We start from the raw sequence: 21,106 nt of genomic DNA, 5'->3' as shown, positions 1-21,106 counted from the left end.
TTATATATAGGGTCGCTAATTATTGGGAAAGACGGGAAGCCAGCTCGTACAGCTCCAGGTCAAAGCCCTTTTTCGTATTCACAACGAGATCAATATCCGTAAGGGTTAATTCACCTTTGATGATACCACAAGCCTTGTCGGATTCACCTTCGATTAGCTTACGTACGGCAAAATCGCCAAGACGGCTAGCCAAATTCCGGTCTCCAGGAGTTGGTGTTCCACCACGTTGGATATGTCCGAGTACAGTAACACGTGCGTCCAGAGAAGCATGACGGTCTTTCAGAGCTTGAGCCACATCTTCACCTTTGCCAACGCCTTCGGCAACAATTACGATACTGTGACGTTTACCTCTGATAAAGTTATCGCGCATCCGGTCAGCAACTTCATTCAAATCATACGGCATTTCCGGCACAAGAATTGTTTCTGCTCCGGAAGCCAGTCCAGCATGCAGCGCGATATCGCCACAGTGGCGTCCCATAACCTCTACAATGGAAGAACGTTCATGGGAGGACATAGTGTCACGCAACTTGTTAATAGCGTCTACAACAACGCCAACCGCTGTATCAAAACCGATAGTGTAGTCTGTGAAGGAGATATCGTTATCAATCGTACCTGGCAAAGCCATAGTCTTGATACCGAGTTTACTTAATTTGTTAGCTCCTTTATAAGAACCATCTCCACCGATAACTACTAGACCATCGATACCCAGTTCATTAAGGATATCCGCGCCTTTTTGTTGGCCTTCCGGTTTCGTGAACTCCAGACATCTTGCAGACTGCAGAACAGTACCGCCACGTTGAATAATATCCCCTACACTGCGAAGATCCATTGGGAAAATATCGCGATTCAGCAGACCTTGATAACCACGTTGCACCCCAAATACCTCAATACCGAAATAAAGTGCGCTTCTTACAACCGCACGAACAGCGGCGTTCATTCCCTGTGAATCTCCACCACTAGTCAATACTGCGATTTTTTGAATTTTAGACATTCTGTTGTTCCTCCTTAAAATTGTGCGAAGTCTGATACTTCTTATAAAAATAACTTCGCGACATGGTTACAAAAAGCGTTTGCGTATCCAACGGCTGTTAGCGAAGAAGAACAGTCTTGTAAGCGGACTGCCTTTCATCAGGCTTTTAGATACAGAGCGAACTTCCCGCTGTTCGCTAACTTTCGGATCAGATAAATAAAGTGCCAGCAATCCCTCAATCACCATACGATGCATCGAAGACTCTGGAAGATTACGAACATCCTTACGGGCCCACTCAACCATTGCAGCGATCCGACTCAGCATGGTATCCGTGTCATCATAATAATTGCAGAAATTAAGATCACCGCCTGCTCGGTCCTCTTCCTGATCAATCAGATAATCCAGCATAATGTGCAGACCACATACATGCGGAAAATACGCGGCTCGAATCGAAGCCGCAGAAGCTTGGTTCAGCTTCGGATCACATGCGGATAGAAATAACATAAATACACCTAGCGTTGATCCCGTTGCAGCCGAAAACTCATTCCATTGCAGATGCGGCGCTCGACTGCCCTGTTCCTCCCACCACTCCTTCAGGGCTGTTTCCCTGAGTTCCGGGCGGATGTGCTTATACACTTGTAAATCTGTATAGAGCACAGCCAGTTCTCGAATCTCCGCTGCAGCAGCGGAATAACCTGGCAACAAAGAAATCATTTCTTGGCATTTACGAACCAGCCTGTACAAATATCCGCCGTCATTCTGTTCACTTCGAAGCGCATAATAATTACCTGGCTCAGCATTTGGATCAATAGCATCCAGCATAGATTGATGCAGCAGCCTGAAATCTGCAGGATCAAGCGAAGTACTGCGATCACATAAGTTGTCCAGATAATCACTGATAGTTTGATAAGCAACAATTAGCGGAATCAGTATATGTTTCATCGATAAATTGCCGGCGGCATAAATACCACCGCCTATGCAATGAAACTCTTTAGTTTCAATGCTGGCAAGTGCTTGCTTCCGGAGCTCGGGATCGGGAATCCCGTTCGCATCTTGGCGCCAGAAATGGAGACATTCTCTCACTTCCGGCAGCACGTACTTATAGACCCTGTTCATAAGTCCCAGTGGACCACGCGGGCTAAGGTAACGGCCTTGCTCTAATTCACTCAATGACAGTGCCTCCACATTGTTGTCTCCTTATCCAAATCACCACTTATTATAATATGATCAGGCGTATTTGTACAAACAACAAAATCACTTTCGTAAAATCATGAAAGATTCAGAAATACAGCAGTTTTTAAAAACATCTCCCCATTGCTTTATGCTATACTAGGCATATTTCAATTTCGGAGGAGTGCAATCCATGTTTTCAAAACGGACCGGCAGCCTTTACAGTGATCAAAACTGGCTGCGTTCCTTTCTCTTTACCATATATGGTACCAGCGTCCTTGTAGTATCCTACTTTCCTTTATTCTACACACATTTAGGGTTTAGCAGTTCTCAGATAGGCTACTTGTATTCCCTCGGTCCCCTTATCTCCATCCTATCCAATCTATTCTGGAGTATGATAAGCGATAAGTTAGGCACCGTTCGAAAGATCATGTTCATACTACTTGCGGGTCAATTAGTAACTGGTCTTCTATTAGCCAGAGCGGCCGAATTTTCATCTGTCATGCTTATTTTGTCCTTCTTCTACTTCTTCTATTACCCAGTTTTTCCGCTTGCCGATACAATGGCTATCAAAGTTGCCGAAAGACACGGACGGAACTTCATTACCATTCGCGTTTTTGGCTCCTTAGGCTATTCTTTCTTTGCTCTAACCGTTGGCTATGCATTAAGAGCATTGGGCTCTACTTGGAGCTTGACCCTATGTATCATCATCATTATTGCTGCACTTTTAATTACCCTAGGTCTTAAGGATGTTAAGAGACCTGCTGTTATAGAAACAACGAATCAAGATAAGGACACAGCTGAAGCTGATAATAGCAAAAATGGACTTAAAGATATATTGTTGCAAAAAGAGGTGTTGTGGTTCTTCGGCTGTGTGTTTGTACTCGCGTTGGGCCATAGAATGAACGAAGCCTTTCTGACGATCAGTCTAAAACAACTAGGCGCAGGTGAGGAAATCATTGGCTGGGCATTGCTCGCGTCAGCTCTTAGTGAGATCCCTGTATTATTTATCCTCAGCAGATACGGCGACAAATTCAAAGAATTGCCCTTGCTGGCCTTGGGGAGTCTGATGTATGCTCTGCGTTTTCTTTTGATGTCCCTGGCGGATCATCCAGGCTCAATGATTGCCATTCAAGCCATGCACAGTATATCATTTGGTGTTTTTTATGTAACATCTGTCCGTTATATCACCCGGATTATCCCGGATCGCCTGCGGGCAACAGGTCTTGCCATTTTCACCGTCGTTTGGTCAAGTGCCTCTGGGCTGCTTAGCGGTACCTTTGGCGGCATTATTTATCAAGAGGCGGGGCGTTATATTTTTTATATAGTGGCTACGGGTTTCAGCTTACTTGCTTTTGCAGGGTTTCTGGGACAGCATTTATTGAAATCCAACCTGGAGCCGATCAATTATTTCAGAAAAAAGAACAAAAAAGCCTCCCTGTAATTAGGGTTGCTGTTATTCCATAATACAAAAAGGTCGTTGCACTCCCCTTCACTGGAGTGCAACGACCTTTTTCATTTTGGATAACTTCTATAGCGGGCGTAAAAAAACACAGTTCCCGAAAGAACTGTGTTCTGTAAGTTGGTAACCACTCTTGCAAGGGCTTGCCAAGTAAATTATATATTTGTAGCAGACAGCTTAGCTGTCCTGCTGTTTCTTATAATTTTACTACGTTTTCAGCTTGCGGTCCGCGACTACCATCAGTGATGTCGAATTCTACTTCTTGACCTTCGTCCAAAGTCTTGAATCCTTCACCTTGAATTGCTGAGAAGTGTACGAATACATCTTCGCCGCCTTCTACTTGAAGAAAACCATAACCTTTTTCTGCGTTAAACCATTTTACTGTACCTTTCAATTGAACAACCTCCTAAAAATAACCGCCATATATGGCGTATAACTATAGTATACTGCAATCTTCTGTTCAAATCAATCAAACCCAACCCTTAATATATGATTTAATTTGCTTTTCCCTTCTCCAGTGCGTTATCATTGAGCCAAAAGCCAAAAATCGCCAGGGTGGTAATGATAATGATCAAAAAACATGAAATATACAAAACAGACAAATGGAATATGATGACGGTAGAAGTTCAAGGCCGCTACATTGTACTCCGCGAAATTTCCGATCAATGGGGAGAAGAAACACATACCTTCCTGAGTCGTCCAGCGATGATGCAATGGGTGAATAACCGCTTCAACAAAGAATCTTATAAAGACAATGAAGAAGAGTACAAAAACATCATTGCAGCTTTCAAACAGGTATAACAGGAAATGAATAACGAAAATCTCACGATTTATGTTGTCCTAGTCCTCTGTCTAGGCGCAGTATTAATTATGACCAAGGATCGTGTCCCGCCGAAACTAAAGCGGGGCATGGCCATGGCTGCGGTCGTAATGATTCTGTTTGCTTTCATCTTTGTTATTTATAGCTTGTTGGCATAACTACCATATAAAGAAGACTAAATATTAATAATCAGGACTTAGCAGGACATAATAAGCTGACTCTACTTTTCAAAGAGGAGGACGTCATGCCTATTACACTCAAGTCCATCCCTCTTCTACTTGTGCTCAGCTTGCTACCGGGTGAAATATCATCCACAGTATTGCCGAGGGAGATTATGCCTACTACATCTCATCATTCTAGGAGGGTTTCTATGGAACAATTATTGAAGAGAAGTGAAGTACCTGCTGAGAATCGTTGGAAGCTTGAAGATATATTTGCCTCTCAGAAGGATTGGGATGCAGAATATGCTGAAGCTAAATCACTGATCAAAAAAGCTGCTGATTTCCAAGGTAAACTTGATTCCGCAGAAGCTGTGAAACAATGTTTTGAGCTGGATGACAAGCTGTCCGTCTCCACTGAGCGACTCTTTGTCTATGCTCATATGCGTCAGGATGAAGACACTGCTAATCCTGAATATCAAGCTTTGTCCTCCAAAGCGAAGAAGCTTGGGATCGAAGCAGGCGAAGCCTTTTCTTTTGTAACCCCAGAAATCTTGGCACTGCCTATTGAGAAGCTGGATCAATTTATTGCTGATCCTGAACTGTCCGCTTACACCTTCACTTTAAAAGAGATGAAACGTGAGAAAGCGCATGTATTGTCCAAGGCTGAGGAAGCTCTGCTTGCCCAAGTTGGAAACCTAGCACAAGCGCCTCAGAACATTTTTAGTATGCTGAACAACGCAGATCTGAAATTCCCTAAGATTAAAGATGAAGATGGCAAAGAGGTCGAGCTGACTCATGGCAACTATATCAAGTTCTTGGAAAGCTCCGATCGCGAGGTTCGCAGAAATGCTTTTAAAGCAGTCTATGACACCTATCGTAAGCAAAAAAACACCATCGCAGCAACGCTTAGCGCCAATGTGAACAAAAACGTCTTTTTCTCACACGTCCGCAAGTATCCATCTGTAATGGAAATGTCTCTTTACGGTGATAACATTCCAAAAGAGGTATACACCAACCTGATCGATACGATTCATGAGAGTCTTCCTTTAATGCACCGTTACATGAAGTTGCGTCAAAAGCTGCTTGGTGTGGATGAGTTACATATGTATGACCTATTTGCACCACTAGTAGATGAATATAAGCTGGATATCACGTACGAAGAAGCGAAGAAAATTACCAAAGAAGGCCTCAAACCGCTGGGTGAAGATTATCTGAATGTGCTGCAAAAAGGCTACGACAATGGCTGGATTGATGTCTATGAGAACGAGAATAAACGCTCTGGAGCTTACAGCTGGGGCCCTTATGGCACACACCCATACGTCCTGCTGAACCATAACGATAATCTGAACAGTATGTTTACTCTGGCACATGAGATGGGTCATGCTCTACACTCTTATTTTTCAGACAACGCTCTGAACTATCGGGATGCACAGTATACCATTTTCCTTGCAGAGGTTGCTTCAACTACCAATGAAGCTTTGCTTATGGATTATCTACTCAAAAAGTCTACAGATCCTAAGGAAAAAATGTATCTGCTCACTTACTATGCCGATCAGTTCCGGACAACGATTTTCCGGCAAACGATGTTCGCAGAATTCGAAAAGATCATTCATCAGCGTGTTGAAGAGGGCGATTCGCTTACCCCTCAAGATCTTTCAAGTATCTACTACGACCTGAATGTCAAATACTACGGCAAAGAAATGGTTGTGGATCAGGATATCGAGATGGAATGGGCACGAATTCCGCATTTCTATAACAGCTTCTATGTTTACAAATATGCAACAGGCTTCTCGGCAGCGACTAGCTTTGCCAAACAAATCCTTGAAGAAGGTAAACCGGCGGTAGATCGTTACCTCGGCTTCCTGAAGAGCGGTGGCAGTGATTACTCCATCAATATTTTGTCAAAAGCAGGCGTTGACATGTCGTCTCCTGAGCCGATTCGCGAAGCGATGAGTGTGTTCGAAAGTGTTATCGAGCAAATGGAACAGTTGACCAAATAAGGCAGAGAGCTTAGTATTACATTAATCCCTTGCCCTATCTGGGCAGGGGATTTTATATTGTTATATCCCCCTGAGGAGGAAGAATTCAATGAGAATTCAATGGTCACTAATTGCGGGTCTAATCTTCGCGCTGCTAACCGCCATATTCGCAGTCATTAACGTTGATCCCGTTCAAGTCAATTTCGGTTTTGATGTGGTTAATATACCACTTATACTCGTTATTCTTGGCTGCGCGTTAATTGGCGGAATCATCGTGGGCTCTTACGGCATTTTTCGTCAATACAAACTACAAAAGCAAATTAAAAGCTTAACTGCTGAGCTTACCAAGCTTCGTGATGCCGACACTTCACTGGATTCTTTTAACACAGACAATGATGGCTTAACAGGAGGGCTTAACTAATGATTACCATTCAACCTAATGAAGACTACATACTTTCCATCCTAAAAAAATTACTCGACACCCCCAGCCCAAGCGGTTTCACCGCACAGGTAATGACACTAGTTGCTGAAGAAGCAGCTGCGCTGAACGTACCTTTAAGCTGGAATGAAAAAGGCGGCGTAATTCTTAACGTCCCTGGCTTAGATCCCTCTCGTACTATTGGCATCAGCGCTCACGTGGATACACTTGGTGCCATGGTCCGCTCGATTAAAGCTAATGGTACACTGCGTCTGACCTCTGTAGGTGGCTTCGCCATGCACAGCATTGAGAATGAATACTGCACGATCCATACCCGTAGCGGCAAAACTTATACAGGAACCATCTTAACCAGTCATCCATCTGTTCACGTATATCCAGACGCCCGTGACTTTAAACGATCAGAGGAGAACATGGAAGTACGTATTGATGAGCTGGTATCTTCTAAAGAAGACGTACTCAAGCTTGGCATTTCCGTCGGAGATTTCATTTCTTTCGATGCACGTGCAGTGATTACGCCTAGCGGCTACATTAAATCCCGTCATTTAGATGACAAAGCAAGCGTGGCTGCCCTTCTCGGATTGCTGGAAAGTATTAAACGTGAAGGCTGGAAACCTCTCCACAACCTTTCTTTCCTCATCTCTAACTACGAGGAAGTGGGACATGGTACAGCTTGGATTCCTGGTGAAATCAATGAAATGATTGCCGTCGATATGGGCGCCATGGGTGATGATCTCAGCTGTAAAGAAACCGATGTATCCATCTGTGCAAAAGACTCTTCCGGCCCTTACGATTATGTTATGACAGGCCGTTTGATTGAACTGGCAGAAGCACTCGCAATTCCTTATGCCGTTGATATTTATCCTATGTACGGCTCCGATGCTTCCGCAGCGCTCAGAGGCGGAAACAATATCCGTGCAGCATTGATTGGCCCAGGTGTACATGCCTCCCACTCCATGGAACGTACGCATAAGCAAGCTGTAGTGAACACTGCTAAGCTTCTCGCTGCTTATGTGGGGACAAACTGAGGGTAGCTCTGGCAAGCTGAACCAGCTCTGGAGGCGCAGACAGGGACTTATCGTCTCACTTCTGATGTTATTGATAGTGGGGTTAGCGCTATCGTTGTTTCTAGTATTTAGAAATCACAAGGAAGATCCCTTTAAAGGTCTTCCTCACGCCTATAGCTTTTTGGAAACAGTGAGTACAGATAACGTTCAGCTCTATATGATGTCACTTTCACCTGAAGATATTAAGCTCAAGGCCGCGGGTGTCCCTTTACGGCAAGTTAATGCATATGGGATTAACGGTGGTTTTTTCTATCAAGATGCGCTTTTATCCATGGCTATCATGAATGATACTCCAGTCAACGGAGCTCAGAAAGGTTATGGGTCTGGCTGGTTCAATGCTAAATATGCACGTGGAACCCTTGTCTGGGATGGTGCCACAAGTAGCTTCTCCGTACAGGTTGTCTCTTCTGGAGAAGAATTGAAGATTACTGATCGCCAGCATTATTTTGCGCAAGGTGGCATTAGTATGAATCTGGGGCACGAAGACTTATGGGAAGCGGCAGTAGCTGAAGAGCATCTTCCTTACGCTGATGAGAAACGCCTGCGCTCAGGCATGGTGTATGACAACACAGGAAAGCTCTGGCTGATTGTTACCCCAACGCTCTCAACAGCGGCAGAGTTCCGCTCAGCGATCCTCCAGACAGTTCCTGCTAAGGGTCCGGAGGGCATCTTCTTGGACGGAGATGGCTCTTCCCAGATGAATGCGAAGGAAATCATTGTACCCGGCGATTCTCGGTCTGTAGTACAAATGATTGCTGTGGACGGAACGAAATAAATAAGTAGAAAAATAAAAGAGTAGAATTCTCCAATTAGTGGAGGACCCTACTCTTTTTTTTGTTTATTGGTGGTTCACTTGTTCTTCAACAGACACTGCCGGAATTTCCGGTGGTCATCACTTTCGGCTGGTGCTTACGGACCCAGATGGCGTTATTCGCAAATTATTAGCCTTTGGAGCATTCTTTCGGACCCAAGCGACGTTATTCACGCAAAAAAGGAACGTATTGGGTGCTTTTAGTGTCAATAGCGACTGTGGTGTCCGTTAACATTCCAAATGGGTTATAATGCTGCGTTTAAGGTCAGCTGTGTCCGGGTAGTGATTTGTAAGAATCACTGTGAATTAAAAGCCGGCCTCAATCCCAGACTTGCTCCAGCTTATCTGAATAATAAGAAATGGCCTTACTGTAACTTCTTATCCCTTCATCCGCAGAGGTTTCTGCCAACAGCTTAAGCAGCAGCTCCATCGCTTGACTATGCTCTCCAAGATTGTGCAAGGTCATGGCTAGGAACGCCGGAAATTCCTTATTCTCCGGGTACTCCTGAACAGCCTGCATCAGAAGACCTTTTGACTTCTCGTATTCTCCGAGTGTCCGGTAGGTGCTGCCCAGTCCCAATAGAGCGCCAACTCTCTGCTCAGAAGGTAATCCTAACGCCAAGCTTTTCTCATAAAAGGGTACTGCCACCCGCTCCAAACCCAGCACATCATGCGTCCAGGCCAATTGATATAAAAGTTCAGCGTCCCCAGCATTCTGCTCATATAGCTCAAACAGCATCATTTTGGCTTCTTCCGCTTTATCAGCGTTGCGTAGGGCTACAGCAGCTTTAAGTTTATCTTCCACACAGAGCCCTCCCCTATTTTCATTCAAAGCCATCCAACGGGTTTAAGCCTTACCAGCGATTTTCTCCGCAAGCTCGTTCAGATAGGTCCAGCGTTCCATAAGACGCTCCAGCTCTGCTTCGGCTAGGCGTTGCTCCTCTACTAGCTCCTGCAGCCTTCCAGAGTCAGCAAAAGCCGCCTCCATCTGTACACTAATATCCGTCAAACGTTGCTCTGCAAGCTCAATTTGCTCATCAATGCCCTCATATTCACGCTGTTCCTTGAAGCTGAATTTGAGTTTTGTTTTGGGAGCCGTTGAAGCTGCAGGGTTGCTGGCAGTGTCCGCGGCCTCTTTTTGCTTTGAGCTTCCTTCTTTGTTCGGTTCTCCAATGCGTGACGGTACATTTTTGGCCAGCCATTCTTCATATTCCGTATAATCGCCAACGTGAATCCGGATATCGCCATTTTCAAAAGCAATCAGCTTATCTATCGTACGGTCCAAGAAATAACGGTCATGGGATACGGTAAAGACGACACCCGGAAATTCATCCAGATAATCTTCCAAAACAGCCAATGTGCCGATATCCAAATCGTTCGTAGGTTCATCCAAAAGCAATACGTTAGGAGCTCCCATCAATACACGAAGCAGATACAAGCGTCTTTTTTCGCCCCCGGACAGCTTGGAGATCGGTGTCCATTGCATCGCAGGAGGGAACAAGAAGCGTTCCAGCATTTGACCAGCCGTAATCACACTGCCGTCTGCTGTCCGTATCACTTCTGCTTCTTCCTTCACGTATTCAATGGCACGCATACTGTCATCCATATCCTGATGCTCTTGTGTAAAGTAACCAAGCTTAACCGTAGCGCCAAGCTGAACTTCACCTTTATCGGGTTGCAGCTGACCTGCAATCATATTTAAGAGTGTTGATTTGCCGCTGCCGTTCGGGCCGACGATGCCCACTCTATCCTGGGGTACAGCGATATAGCTGAGATCTTTGATTAGCTGACGACCATCCAACGCTTTCGACAAGTCATTAATTTCAATGATCTTGCGACCTAAACGTGTAGAAGCCACAGAGATATCCAATGAACCGTTCGAGCTGCTTCCCGTACTCTCTTTCAGCTTCTCGAAGCGGTCGATTCTTGCCTTCTGTTTTGTTGAACGGGCTTTGGCACCGCGACGAATCCAAGCCAGCTCTGTACGCAACAGATTCTTACGCTTCTGTTCAGCAGAGGCTTCTCGTTCTTCTCGATCGGCTTTAAGCTCTAGAAACCGTGAATAGTTAGCTTCATAACGATAAAGCTGGCCACCATCCAGCTCTAGCATGACACTAGCCACACGCTCCAGGAAGTAACGATCATGCGTCACCATCAAAAGAGCGCCGCGCCGTTTCTGCAAATATTGCTCCAACCAAGCCACGGAATCCGTATCAATATGGTTGGTAGGCTCATCAAGAATCAGCAGTTCAGAGGGGGTAATCAGTGCAGCTGCCAGAGCCACACGTTTACGTTGTCCACCAGAAAGTGTGTCCATTAACGCATCAAACTTTAAGATGCCTAGCTTGGTAAGCACGCTTTTGGCTTCACTCTCCAAATGCCATGTTCCCGCAGCGTCGATCGCCTGCCCAATCTTTACTAGTTTTCCTTCCAGTTCAGCATTACCAGGCTGCTGTTCAAGCTGGGACATAGTCTCCATATACTCACGCATGGTAGCAAGGTCTGGATCATCCCCGGCGAACACTTGCTGCAAAACTGTATTCATAGGATCATAAGGAGGATTCTGCGCCAAATATTGTACTCTTACATTATTCCCGATGGCAATTTGTCCACCATCCGGAGTATCCAGACCGGCAATAATCCGTAAAAAGGTTGATTTACCCGTTCCATTCACACCGATCAAGCCAATTTTATCCCGATCGTCCATACCAAATGAAGCGTCGCTAAAGAGTACTTTCTCGCCATAACTCTTGGAAAGATGTTCCACGGTCATAATATTCATGCTATTTCCTCGCTTGCCTTATATTTTCATAAAACCGGCCCGCATCTAACCAATGCTATTTATCCGGTCTATCATCCTATCCAAAATTCAGGTGATCATGGCCCCTCTAATAAAAAGACCAGCAGCGAAATCAGCGCGTTTATACGCGTCCTCCTCCGTAAAAGACGGATCAAATAAAATATCCATCTTCAAACGATCCAGCATCCCTATGTAGGACTGTGCCATAAGCTCAGGCTCGGATGCTCCACCTTCTAATAATACCTTGACCACATCTTGCATGTATTGCTCCATAAATTGAGTCATATACGCCACTAATTCAGGATTATTGTTAGGGGCACGGAAAAAGAGCTTCGTATGCCGCTTGCGTTCATAATAATAATTCAAGTGATGTTTAGCAATGATCGACAGTTTACTGGCCAAAGTATCACTAGCCTTCAGCCTTTCCTGTAATTGCAGGAGAAACCCCTCACAATCGCGGCGCGTCACTGCCATGAATAAATCTTCCTTGCTCTTGAAGTATAAATAAACGGTGCCCTTTGCTATCCCGGCTTGCTCCGCCACTTCCGACATCTTCGTTTCGTAAAATCCACCTGAACCGAAGAGCTCGTATGCGGCATCCAGAATAGCAGTATGTTTTTGATTGGATGCGCTACTCATCGGTCCCTCCCCAAACTGTGCCGTTCAAAGCTTAAATTCAAATGCTAAATGATCATGCTCAGCAGTAAGGCTGCCGCACCTCCTAGGATAGAGCTGATGGCATTGACTGCGTCATTGCTCATCCACTTCCAGCCTCTTGCGTGTACAGCTGGAGCCCCACAATGCTGTGAGCCTTCCACTTCGCGGCCGCATACGGTACAGCGGTTCATCTGCTGCACGGTTGCACCAAGGATAGAGTCGGCAAAGGCGCCGACTAATCCTCCGGCAAGTCCTGCTAGGGTAAGCAGCACGAAAGAGTGATCCGGCATGCCGGATATCATACGCAGCAGCCAAGCTGACGCACCGATGAGTGCGCCTCCTGCTGCTGCCGCCAGCGTACCCAAGCTGGATACACCGCCCGAAGCTCCGGCAGGAAGAACTTTACCCGTAAGGACAGAACGAGGCGGTTTCTTGCTCAGTGTTCCGATCTCCGTAGCCCATGTATCCGAGGTTACTGTAGCCATTACACCAATAAATAGGAACCCCCATAGCTCATTCGGGAAGATCGCATTCAGAAAAACCAGAACCATGCCAAGTCCACCGTTAGCAAAGACCTGCCCGGCATCGCGGCGGCCCGTCTTAGCATACGTCAGCTCTAATTCTGCTTTATTATCATGATGAAGTTTGGACAGCAGGCTTGAAGTGATGAAGAAAATCAGTAATATCCCAAACCAAAAAGCATTTCCGGCACCAAAATAAATAGTGCCCATCACTACCGCGGCAATCATGCCAGAGAGACTTAAAGACTGCTTCCAATATGCCGCTCCCGCAACAATCAAAGCGCCTAAAGCGCCAATAACCCACTGCATAGATTCATCTCCAACAGATCTATTAACCGATCAGGCAAGTCCCCATCAGCTTGTCGCCCCAGTACAGCTCGAAAGCGTCGCCAGCTACAGTAGGACCCACGCCTGCCGGAGTACCTGTAAATATCACATCGTCTTTCCCTAGCCCGTAGCGCTCGGCGATAAAATCAACAATTTTTTGAAGTGAAAAAATCATGTTTTTAACATTGCCGCGTTGTACTTCCACCCCATTTTTCACCACTGTAAAATCAGTTCCCTCCAGCTCTTCCTTATCTGGAAACGCTATGTAAGGGGTGAGTGGTGCGGCATTTTTAAAGCCTTTAGCTGGCGTCCACGGCAAACCTTTCTTCTGCAGATCATTATGCACATCACGCAGCGTGAAATCCAGTCCCAGTGCCATTACATCTACCAGATCCTCCACGCTCATGCCTGGTGTATAATCACGTGCAATACGCAGTACAAGTTCACCTTCATAATGAATCTGACCCGCATCCTTTGGCAGCTTAATTACTGCTTTATCGAGGGAAACAGCCGCATGTGAGGGCTTCATGAAGATGAGCGGCTCCACGGGCACATTGTTACCCAATTCCTCCGCGTGTAGCTTGTAGTTGCGTCCAACACAATATAAATTATTAACAGCAGCGCACATAAACAGTCAGCTCTCTTTCCCATCGAATTGGATTATTTATACCTTCAGAAAGGTGTCGCCCCATATATCCGGGCGGTTTGTACAGATCATTATATCAGAATGCATGTCGGCTAAGCGACGCATCTCTTTCGCTTTGTTCACAGTCCAAGCCATAATTTCCACCCCACGCTCGGACAAAAGCTTAGCCAGTCTAGGATTCAGCCGCGAGAAGCTAATCGAAAGTAAAGAGCAATCCAGTTCATGCAGCCTGCGTGCAGGATTGCCAAATCTGGAATCAAAGATCAATCCGGTGCGAAAACGGGGATCAATTTCCTTGACTTTTTTTAATGCTCCAGTATCAAAAGAGGTCAAGATCACGTCGTCCCGCATACCTTTTGCAGAAATAAGATCCGTCACCGTCTTCTCAATGCCAGGATACATATCTCCCACTGTTTTCAGTTCAATATTCAGATGCAATCTTCCGGAGGCTAGTGACAGCACCTCTTCCAAAGAAGGCACCCGCTCGCCCTGAAAAGAACGCCCTTTCCAGCTCCCCGCATCCAGACGCCGGATATATTCCCAGTCCATGTTCTTCACCTTGCCATGACCATTGGTCGTCCGGTCTAACGTATAATCATGAATGACAACAGGAACGCCGTCTTTGGAGAGCTGGACATCAATTTCCATCCAGTGCACATAGGGCATGGCAATCGCCATCCGAATGGCTGCCAATGTATTCTCTGGAGCTTTACCGGAAAACCCTCGATGGGCTACACACAAATTGTTCATCATAAGGACCTCCCAGGAACCCTATTTGGTAACTTGAGTGACTTTACCGTCGCTACCGATCTTTACCCGTCCTGCGGATAGAGCTTCTACTCTTTTTAACAAAAGCTTTCCATCCACTTCGTTCATCGGCACAGGCTGTGCTAGCTCGGCTTTCATAGGCTTCAGCTTTAAGGAGCATTGACCTTTTACACTACATTCCGCCTGAAAAACCGCAGTTTCCCAAGTGGCAGGCACTGTAGATCTCGTAAAAATAAAATTCCCGGTGCTGTAGGCAATCCATTTGCCCTTGTATGGCTCCACGCCTTGCAGCACATGTGGATGGCCGCCAATGACAAGATCGGCTCCTGCATCGATAAAGCTATGGCCCAGCGACTGTTGCGTTTTATCATATTGTTCTACCCGTTCTTTACCCCAATGGACCACTACGACCACCAAATCGGCTTTCTTTTTGGCTGCAGCAATAGCCTTCAGTCCTTCTGCACTATCGTATACGGAGGCAAGTCCCGGCTTATTTTTCCCTGCCATCCAATCCGACGCAGGAATCACCCGGGTGAATCCCAGCAAAGCGATCTTAATGCCCTTACGTTCAAAATATTGCGCCGAATATGCTTCTTTACTGTTAAGCCCCGCACCCACATAAGGAATTCCTCTTTCAGCAAGGTGGTTAAGGGTATCCCGCAAGCCTTGCTCTCCTTGATCAAGCGTGTGATTATTCGCCATATTTACTGCGTCCACACCCGCTGTCTTAAGCGCATCCAGAGCGAGTGGTGATCCTTTGAATACAAATTGCTTATTAGTGGCACTTACGCCACCTGTGGTCACTGGAGTTTCCAGATTCAAGATCGTAAGATCATCTTTCTTGAACAGACCCTCCAATGCGGCATACGAATAATCATAACCTTTCTTCTCCAGCAGTTCTCCAGCTTTCCCGGAAAATATAACATCTCCACCAAAATTCAAAGTTACCGTCTTACCAGACGCGTTATCATCTGACGGCAGACCAGACACTACATCATTATTTGCTGCTTCCGAGCTGTCCTCATCCTTCGCAGGGGTCGCTGTCGCTTCAGGAGCTTGTGTTTCAATGATCTCTTCGGGCTCCTTCTGCGGTGTAGGCGTTGGCTCTGGAGTTGCCGTAGGAGAAGGGCTTGGCGTCTCTGTAGCTTCAGGCGTTGCAACTGCAACCACCGGAGGTGCTGTCTGAGGCTGATCACTACTCTCTGGTATAGGCGTAGCTGTCGCTTCTGCTACCGGAGGCGGTGAGGCGCTTTTCTTGTCAGGGTCATTCGTAAAGCTATAAGTCAATAACACGGTAATCATCAAAAGAAGACCTGCATTGATCCAAGCCCAGGCCGTTCTGCGCTTGCGTTTGCTCTTATGTTTGTTCTTTTGTCTAGAACGCGATCGCGGCGGATACATGGTTTCTGTGATCTCCTCTACTCTCAAATTGTTTTTATTATAGCATATCTATCACAGCACCCTACAAATAAGAGAGTCGATAAAAATAGAAAATTTTACTAACTAAAGAAAAACAGTGAAGCGCCTCATGCTTCGCTTCACTGTTTTATTTAGTCATCGTACTCACATTTCATTCATTAGCTGTTTAGCAACGCTTGCCGCAATAAGCTTGGACTGCTTGATGCAATCCGGCATTGCTATGCCATTAAATCCGGCGCCAATGACATACACACCAGGAAGCGAAGCCGCTAATTCTTTGCGGAATTCGGTAATATTATCAAGATGTCCTATAGGATACTGCGGCATGGAATGCTCTAAGCGGGTGATTTCCGTAAATATTGGATTCGCAGTAATGCCCATGATCTCTCGCAAATCTTTAAGCACAAGCTCCGTCAAAGCCTCATCAGGCAGCTGAACATTCTGTTCATCACCAGAACGACCCACATAACAGCGCAAAAGCACCTTATCATCAGGAGCCGTATGCGGCCATTTCGTAGATGTCCATGTGCAGGCAGTAATATTCCGCCCTTCTTTACGAGGCACAAAAAAACCTGATCCATCATATTCGTTAACAATATCCTTTTTGTTAAAAGCCATGACTAGATTCGCTACTGAAACATAATCCACCGCTTCCAGCGCCGTAACCTCCATATGGGGACGAAGTAAGTCAGCAGCCGTAAAATTAGGCGTAGTGATATATACATCATCCGCAAGCAACCGTTCGCCATTCTCCAGCTCTACCTCATAAATAGAAGGACTCCCAACAGCCTGAATAGAAACTACGTTAGATTCCGTCCGTTGTTCTACATCATGCAGCTCATAAATCAGACTATGCACGAGACTTTGCAGCCCTTTGCGGAACGTCAAGAAGGTACTCTGTGTAGTACCTTTCTGTGCCTTTTTATTCTTTCGCCCTGTGCGCATTCCACGAATAAGGCTGCCATACTGTTGTTCTAATTGTCCAAATTGCGGAAAAGTAGCATGCAGGCTAATTTTTTGTATATCTCCGGCGTACATGCCAGAGAGGAGCGGCTCGGTTAAGTTCTCCAGCACTTCAGACCCTAGACGGCGCTCAATAAGCTCACCAAGCGATTCGTCTTCATCATTACGCCGCGGAGGAAGAATAAAATCCATCATCGCACGTATTTTGCCCCCAAACGAAACTAACCCACTTGATAAAAAAGGTTTCAGTTCGGTAGGGATACCGAGTACAAGACCGGTTGGCAGAGGATTAAGCTTGTCCCGCTGCAAGATATATCGCTTCTTAGCAAGAGGGTTAGTGGATACCAGCTCGTGATCCAATTCCAATTCCTTAGCCAGCTCGCACATCTCCGCCCTTTCCGCCAGAAATGAATCCGGTCCCTTTTCAATCACAAAACCATCGCGATGTAAGGTTTCAATCTTTCCACCGAGGTTTTTCTCTTTCTCAAGCAAGACAATATCAGGCTTAATACCCGCTTCTTTATAAAATTTACGAATATAAAAGGCGGCGCTGAGTCCGCTCAGCCCTCCGCCTATGATAACAATTTTTCTTGTGGGGCCAATCATGATTGAGCGGCCTTCATCTGCTCCAGTCGTTTACGAATTACATCGCTCAATACAGACATATATGCGGGATCACTATTCAGTGAGTCAATCCGCATAAGACGCATATCAAGCTCTGCAGCTACGGCTGTTGCCTCAATATCGAGATCGTACAGTACCTCTAAATGATCGGATACGAATCCGATAGGGGCCACCAATACGTATTCCACCTGTTCTTTACTAAGCTGTTGCAGCGTGTCCAGAATATCTGGACCAAGCCACGGTTCAGCTGTGCGGCCAGCACTTTGCCAAGTAAACTGCCAGTTGGTTACGCCTGCTTGAGCTGCAATTGCCTGCGAAGTTTCCAGCAGCTGATCCCGATATGGATCACCCATAGCCAGAATACGTTCTGGAAGACTATGAGCGCTGAATAATACGCGAATCTCATCACGGGTCGCGCCTGCTTCAATATATTGATCCAGCTTCGCCGACACTCTTTGGCTTAACACATCGATCAATTCAGGATGCATATGGTAACTCTCTACAAAACCCATGTCAATCTTGCATGCATCAGCCTTTTCCTGCGCACGCTTGATGTAGCTCCCTACACTCATACTGGAATAGTGTGGCGCCAAAACAATACCCACTGCTTGAGTAATGCCATCCTTCGCCATAGCCTCCACGCCGTCCTCAATAAAGGGACTGGCATGCTTCAAGCCTTGATAGCAGACAAATTCAACATCTGCTCCCGCTTTATCCGCATTTAATGCTGCTTGTAAAGCTTCTACTTGCCGGTCTGTATTCTCCCGCAGTGGGAATACCCCCCCGACGATTGCTTCATAACGGTCGGTTAACTCTTTAAGCTGCTCCGCTGTTGGCGGATTCCCCCGTCTAATATGCGTGTAATAAGCTTTAACATCTTCTAGGCTCTTAGGAGTGCCATACGACATGACGAGAACACCTATTTTTACTGTCACGGATTCCGTCCCCTTTACAATTTAATAGCGTGGAACATATAAATTCTTATATTTTTACGAACGCTGCTTAGCCGTTTCTTGTAATACTTCCTGAGAATAAGCGTGAATATACTCCGTCAATTCTCTAAGTTTGTCTAATGAGGCCTCCGGGAATAATCCATGGCCCAGATTGAAGATATAACCTGGCTCAAGCACACCTTCATCGATCAGTGCTTTCGCGCGTTCTTTCAAGAGGTCCATCGGAGCTGTAAGCAAATATGGATCAAGATTTCCTTGAATCGCAAATTTATTGCCTATTCTGCGTCGGCCTTCAGTCAAGCTAACTCGCCAATCCAGCCCGATTACGTCTGCTTGAAGCTTCGTTAGGCTTGGCAGCAATTCTCCAGAGCTTACGCCAGGAAAGTATATTTTAGGTACATCAAGATCAGATAATTCGGAAAAAATACGAGAAACCGTCGGCAGCACGTACGTTTCAAAATCGCGTGGAGCAAGCGCACCAACCCAACTGTCGAACAATTGGAAGGCTTTTCCTCCACTCCGCACATGACTTCGGAGGTAAGTGATAATCATATCGCCCAGCTTGTCCATCAGCATTTCCCAGACACGAGGTTCACTGTACATTAGCTCTTTCGTACGGATATATCCTTTGGAAGGTCTACCTTCGATCAAATAGCTGGCAATTGTAAACGGCGCGCCTGCAAAAGTGATCAAAGGAACGTCCAGTTCCTTATCCAGAATAGCAATCGTTTCCAAAATGTGGCTCAGATCACCCTCCACATCAATGGGTTTTAGTCTCTCCACATCAGCTGCACTACGGATCGGATTCTCAATCACTGGACCGATATCCTTAACGATATCGAATTTCACTCCGATTGAAGCAACTGGATTCATAATGTCGGAATACAAAATGGCCGCATCCACACCCAGCTTGCGAACGGGCATCATGGTTACTTCTGCCGCCAGCTCAGGCTGCTTGCAGATTTCAAGCAACGAATACTTTTCCTTAATTTTACGGTACTCGGGATCATAACGGCCGGCCTGCCGCATGTACCATACGGGAACGTGCTCCGTGTCCTGCTTTCTGCAGGCGCGGATAAAAGTGTCATTGTAGGTCATGATAAGATCTCCATTATATTTTATTAGATTTTTTTAATCGGCATATCTACTATTATGCCCTTTTTAAAAGCTTGTAACAACTAATACGAAGAGTTTGGAATGACAATCCTATGACATTACTATGACATGTGTTGCACACATGAAGCTGCAAAAAATGATATACTGATAAAATGGCATTTTTTCCGTGAATCATATATTCTCTGAAATTCTTTGAAAGGATGTGAAAGCACTATGAAGAAATGGGAGACCTGGAAGGTCAACCTCTTAGTGCTTTGGTTCGGGCAATTTTTGGTGAATGCTGGAATGACAATGATTACACCCTTCCTGACCTTGTACCTTGCGAAGGATCTTGGTGTCCAGGGTGAACATGAAATTGGAATCTGGGCGGGACTTATTTTTGCCGCAAACTTCTTAACCTCTTTCATATTCCAGCCATTATGGGGCAAGCTTGCAGACAAATATGGACGTAAAATCATGTTGCTGCGTTCCAGCTTTGGCATGGCTATTGTCATGGTATTAATGGGCTTCGCACAATCCCCTTTACAGCTGCTCCTGCTCCGTCTCTTAAACGGTACAATCTCTGGCTTCAATCCCGCCTCCATCGCACTGGTGTCAGGTACTACCCCCAAAGAACGTATGGGCTTCTCCATGGGATTGATGCAATCAGGATCTGTTGCAGGGACAATTCTAGGGCCACTGATTGGTGGCTTACTTGCCGATTTAATCGGATTTCGGCCGATTTTTTATGTCGTTGGAGCCTTGCTCTTTATCGCCTCTCTGCTGGCATTATTTCTTGTTAAAGAAAAATTCGACCGCGCCGAAGCCGCACAAGAGCCACAGGTTTCTGTACTCGCAGGCTTGAAGGAATTAATCAAAATCCCTCAGCTTCCAGCTCTATTCGGTGTAACCTTTCTGCTGCAATTTGCAATGATTAGTCCTATGGCCTTGTTGCCACTTTATGTAGAAAAATTAAATGGACCCGCTGAGAATATAGCCTTCTTGGCCGGGATGGTCAGTGCGGTTACAGGGATCTCCAATATGCTGGCTTCGCCCTTGCTTGGGAAGCTAAGTGACAAAGTCGGCGCACATCGTATTCTGACCTATGCGTTAATTGGCGCTTCACTCTTCCTAATTCCGCAGGCATTCGTAACTAGCGTCTGGCAGCTGATTATTGTCCGTTTCCTCATGGGAGTCTTCATGGGCGGACTGTTGCCCAGCGTTAATGCGCTTATCCGCTCCTATACCCCTGACGGAAAAGAAAGCCGCGCATTCGGCTTCAACAGCAGTACATTGGCACTAGGCAATATGCTGGGAGCTATCTTGGGCGGCTTTCTATCAGGTTACATCGGAATTGAGGGGCTTTTCATTATATCCGGCTGCTTGCTGCTGGTTAATACGATTTGGGTTCGATTGAAGCTGTACAAAGTAACAACACCGCGGTTATTTCGCTAATC

Annotated in this window: 21 protein-coding genes; 8 read left to right on the top strand and 13 right to left on the bottom strand. The window is 45.9% G+C overall.

Annotated elements, in window-relative coordinates; translation table 11 throughout:
- Positions 1-19: 19 nt before the first annotated feature.
- The gene (gene pfkA, locus NYE58_RS12480; RefSeq protein ID WP_036689277.1) at positions 20-991 is read right to left on the bottom strand and encodes a 6-phosphofructokinase; all 972 of its coding nucleotides are present in this window, start codon (positions 989-991) and stop codon (positions 20-22) included.
- A gap of 66 nt (positions 992-1,057) precedes the next feature.
- On the bottom strand, positions 1,058-2,140 hold the full coding sequence (locus tag NYE58_RS12475) for a tetraprenyl-beta-curcumene synthase family protein (protein WP_036689648.1): 1,083 nt from the start codon (positions 2,138-2,140) through the stop codon (positions 1,058-1,060).
- 193 nt (positions 2,141-2,333) lie between these two features.
- On the opposite strand from NYE58_RS12475, the gene NYE58_RS12470 reads away from it, so the two are divergent.
- Complete coding sequence (locus NYE58_RS12470; RefSeq protein ID WP_076125115.1) at positions 2,334-3,584, top strand: MFS transporter; 1,251 nt, start codon at positions 2,334-2,336, stop codon at positions 3,582-3,584.
- A 214-nt stretch (positions 3,585-3,798) separates the two neighbouring features.
- On the opposite strand, the gene NYE58_RS12465 is transcribed toward NYE58_RS12470, so the two are convergent.
- A complete protein-coding gene (locus NYE58_RS12465) occupies positions 3,799-3,996 on the bottom strand; it encodes a cold shock domain-containing protein (RefSeq protein ID WP_036689272.1) in 198 nt (65 codons plus the stop codon).
- Between the two features lie 173 nt (positions 3,997-4,169).
- On the opposite strand from NYE58_RS12465, the gene NYE58_RS12460 reads away from it, so the two are divergent.
- From NYE58_RS12460 to NYE58_RS12435, 6 genes are all read left to right on the top strand, one after another.
- Positions 4,170-4,403 (top strand): hypothetical protein, encoded by a 234-nt coding sequence (locus NYE58_RS12460; RefSeq protein ID WP_036689271.1) that lies wholly within the window; start codon positions 4,170-4,172, stop codon positions 4,401-4,403.
- A gap of 6 nt (positions 4,404-4,409) precedes the next feature.
- On the top strand, positions 4,410-4,580 hold the full coding sequence (locus NYE58_RS12455; protein ID WP_036689267.1) for a hypothetical protein: 171 nt from the start codon (positions 4,410-4,412) through the stop codon (positions 4,578-4,580).
- 212 nt (positions 4,581-4,792) lie between these two features.
- A complete protein-coding gene (gene pepF / locus NYE58_RS12450; protein ID WP_076125113.1) occupies positions 4,793-6,583 on the top strand; it encodes an oligoendopeptidase F in 1,791 nt (596 codons plus the stop codon).
- A gap of 88 nt (positions 6,584-6,671) precedes the next feature.
- Positions 6,672-6,983: a LapA family protein gene (locus NYE58_RS12445; RefSeq protein WP_042126298.1), complete on the top strand. Its 312-nt coding sequence runs from the start codon at positions 6,672-6,674 to the stop codon at positions 6,981-6,983.
- Between the two features lie 2 nt (positions 6,984-6,985).
- Positions 6,986-8,026, top strand: a complete 1,041-nt coding sequence (locus NYE58_RS12440; protein WP_076184364.1) for a M42 family metallopeptidase — start codon at positions 6,986-6,988, stop codon at positions 8,024-8,026.
- On the top strand, positions 8,010-8,840 hold the full coding sequence (locus tag NYE58_RS12435; RefSeq protein ID WP_076276350.1) for a hypothetical protein: 831 nt from the start codon (positions 8,010-8,012) through the stop codon (positions 8,838-8,840). The genes NYE58_RS12440 and NYE58_RS12435 overlap by 17 nt, the downstream gene beginning before the upstream one ends.
- A 355-nt stretch (positions 8,841-9,195) precedes the next feature.
- On the opposite strand, the gene NYE58_RS12430 is transcribed toward NYE58_RS12435, so the two are convergent.
- The 10 genes from NYE58_RS12430 to hemE all read right to left on the bottom strand — a co-directional run bounded on the left by NYE58_RS12430 (position 9,196) and on the right by hemE (position 19,652).
- Positions 9,196-9,681, bottom strand: coding sequence for a tetratricopeptide repeat protein (locus NYE58_RS12430; protein WP_341001987.1), 486 nt, complete (start codon positions 9,679-9,681; stop codon positions 9,196-9,198).
- Positions 9,682-9,723: 42 nt separating this feature from the next.
- The gene (locus tag NYE58_RS12425; protein WP_036689259.1) at positions 9,724-11,658 is read right to left on the bottom strand and encodes an ABC-F family ATP-binding cassette domain-containing protein; all 1,935 of its coding nucleotides are present in this window, start codon (positions 11,656-11,658) and stop codon (positions 9,724-9,726) included.
- Between the two features lie 87 nt (positions 11,659-11,745).
- On the bottom strand, positions 11,746-12,315 hold the full coding sequence (locus tag NYE58_RS12420) for a TetR/AcrR family transcriptional regulator (RefSeq protein ID WP_076218388.1): 570 nt from the start codon (positions 12,313-12,315) through the stop codon (positions 11,746-11,748).
- A 44-nt stretch (positions 12,316-12,359) separates the two neighbouring features.
- Positions 12,360-13,163 (bottom strand): DUF92 domain-containing protein, encoded by an 804-nt coding sequence (locus NYE58_RS12415; protein ID WP_076184351.1) that lies wholly within the window; start codon positions 13,161-13,163, stop codon positions 12,360-12,362.
- Between the two features lie 22 nt (positions 13,164-13,185).
- Complete coding sequence (locus tag NYE58_RS12410) at positions 13,186-13,809, bottom strand: fumarylacetoacetate hydrolase family protein (protein WP_036689251.1); 624 nt, start codon at positions 13,807-13,809, stop codon at positions 13,186-13,188.
- 36 nt (positions 13,810-13,845) lie between these two features.
- Entirely contained in the window at positions 13,846-14,577 is a 732-nt protein-coding gene (locus NYE58_RS12405) for a glycerophosphodiester phosphodiesterase (RefSeq protein WP_076276351.1), read from the bottom strand.
- 21 nt (positions 14,578-14,598) lie between these two features.
- Positions 14,599-15,996 carry a CapA family protein gene (locus NYE58_RS12400; RefSeq protein WP_076276352.1) on the bottom strand — a complete coding sequence of 466 codons (1,398 nt, stop codon included), beginning with the start codon at positions 15,994-15,996 and terminating at the stop codon, positions 14,599-14,601.
- Positions 15,997-16,158: 162 nt separating this feature from the next.
- On the bottom strand, positions 16,159-17,583 hold the full coding sequence (gene hemG, locus NYE58_RS12395; RefSeq protein WP_341001985.1) for a protoporphyrinogen oxidase: 1,425 nt from the start codon (positions 17,581-17,583) through the stop codon (positions 16,159-16,161).
- Positions 17,580-18,536, bottom strand: coding sequence for a ferrochelatase (hemH, locus tag NYE58_RS12390; RefSeq protein WP_076125099.1), 957 nt, complete (start codon positions 18,534-18,536; stop codon positions 17,580-17,582). Before hemH ends, hemG begins: the two co-directional genes overlap by 4 nt.
- A gap of 54 nt (positions 18,537-18,590) precedes the next feature.
- Complete coding sequence (gene hemE, locus NYE58_RS12385; protein ID WP_076125097.1) at positions 18,591-19,652, bottom strand: uroporphyrinogen decarboxylase; 1,062 nt, start codon at positions 19,650-19,652, stop codon at positions 18,591-18,593.
- 231 nt (positions 19,653-19,883) lie between these two features.
- On the opposite strand from hemE, the gene NYE58_RS12380 reads away from it, so the two are divergent.
- Entirely contained in the window at positions 19,884-21,104 is a 1,221-nt protein-coding gene (locus NYE58_RS12380) for an MFS transporter (RefSeq protein WP_038569803.1), read from the top strand.
- Positions 21,105-21,106: the final 2 nt, after the last annotated feature.

The sequence above is a fragment of the Paenibacillus sp. FSL L8-0708 genome (genome assembly GCF_038009325.1).
In the GTDB taxonomy this organism is placed as follows: Bacteria; Bacillota; Bacilli; order Paenibacillales; family Paenibacillaceae; genus Paenibacillus_AQ; species Paenibacillus_AQ odorifer.
The sequence above is the reverse complement of the archived record's forward strand: the minus strand, read 5'-3'. Positions and strand labels throughout refer to the sequence as shown.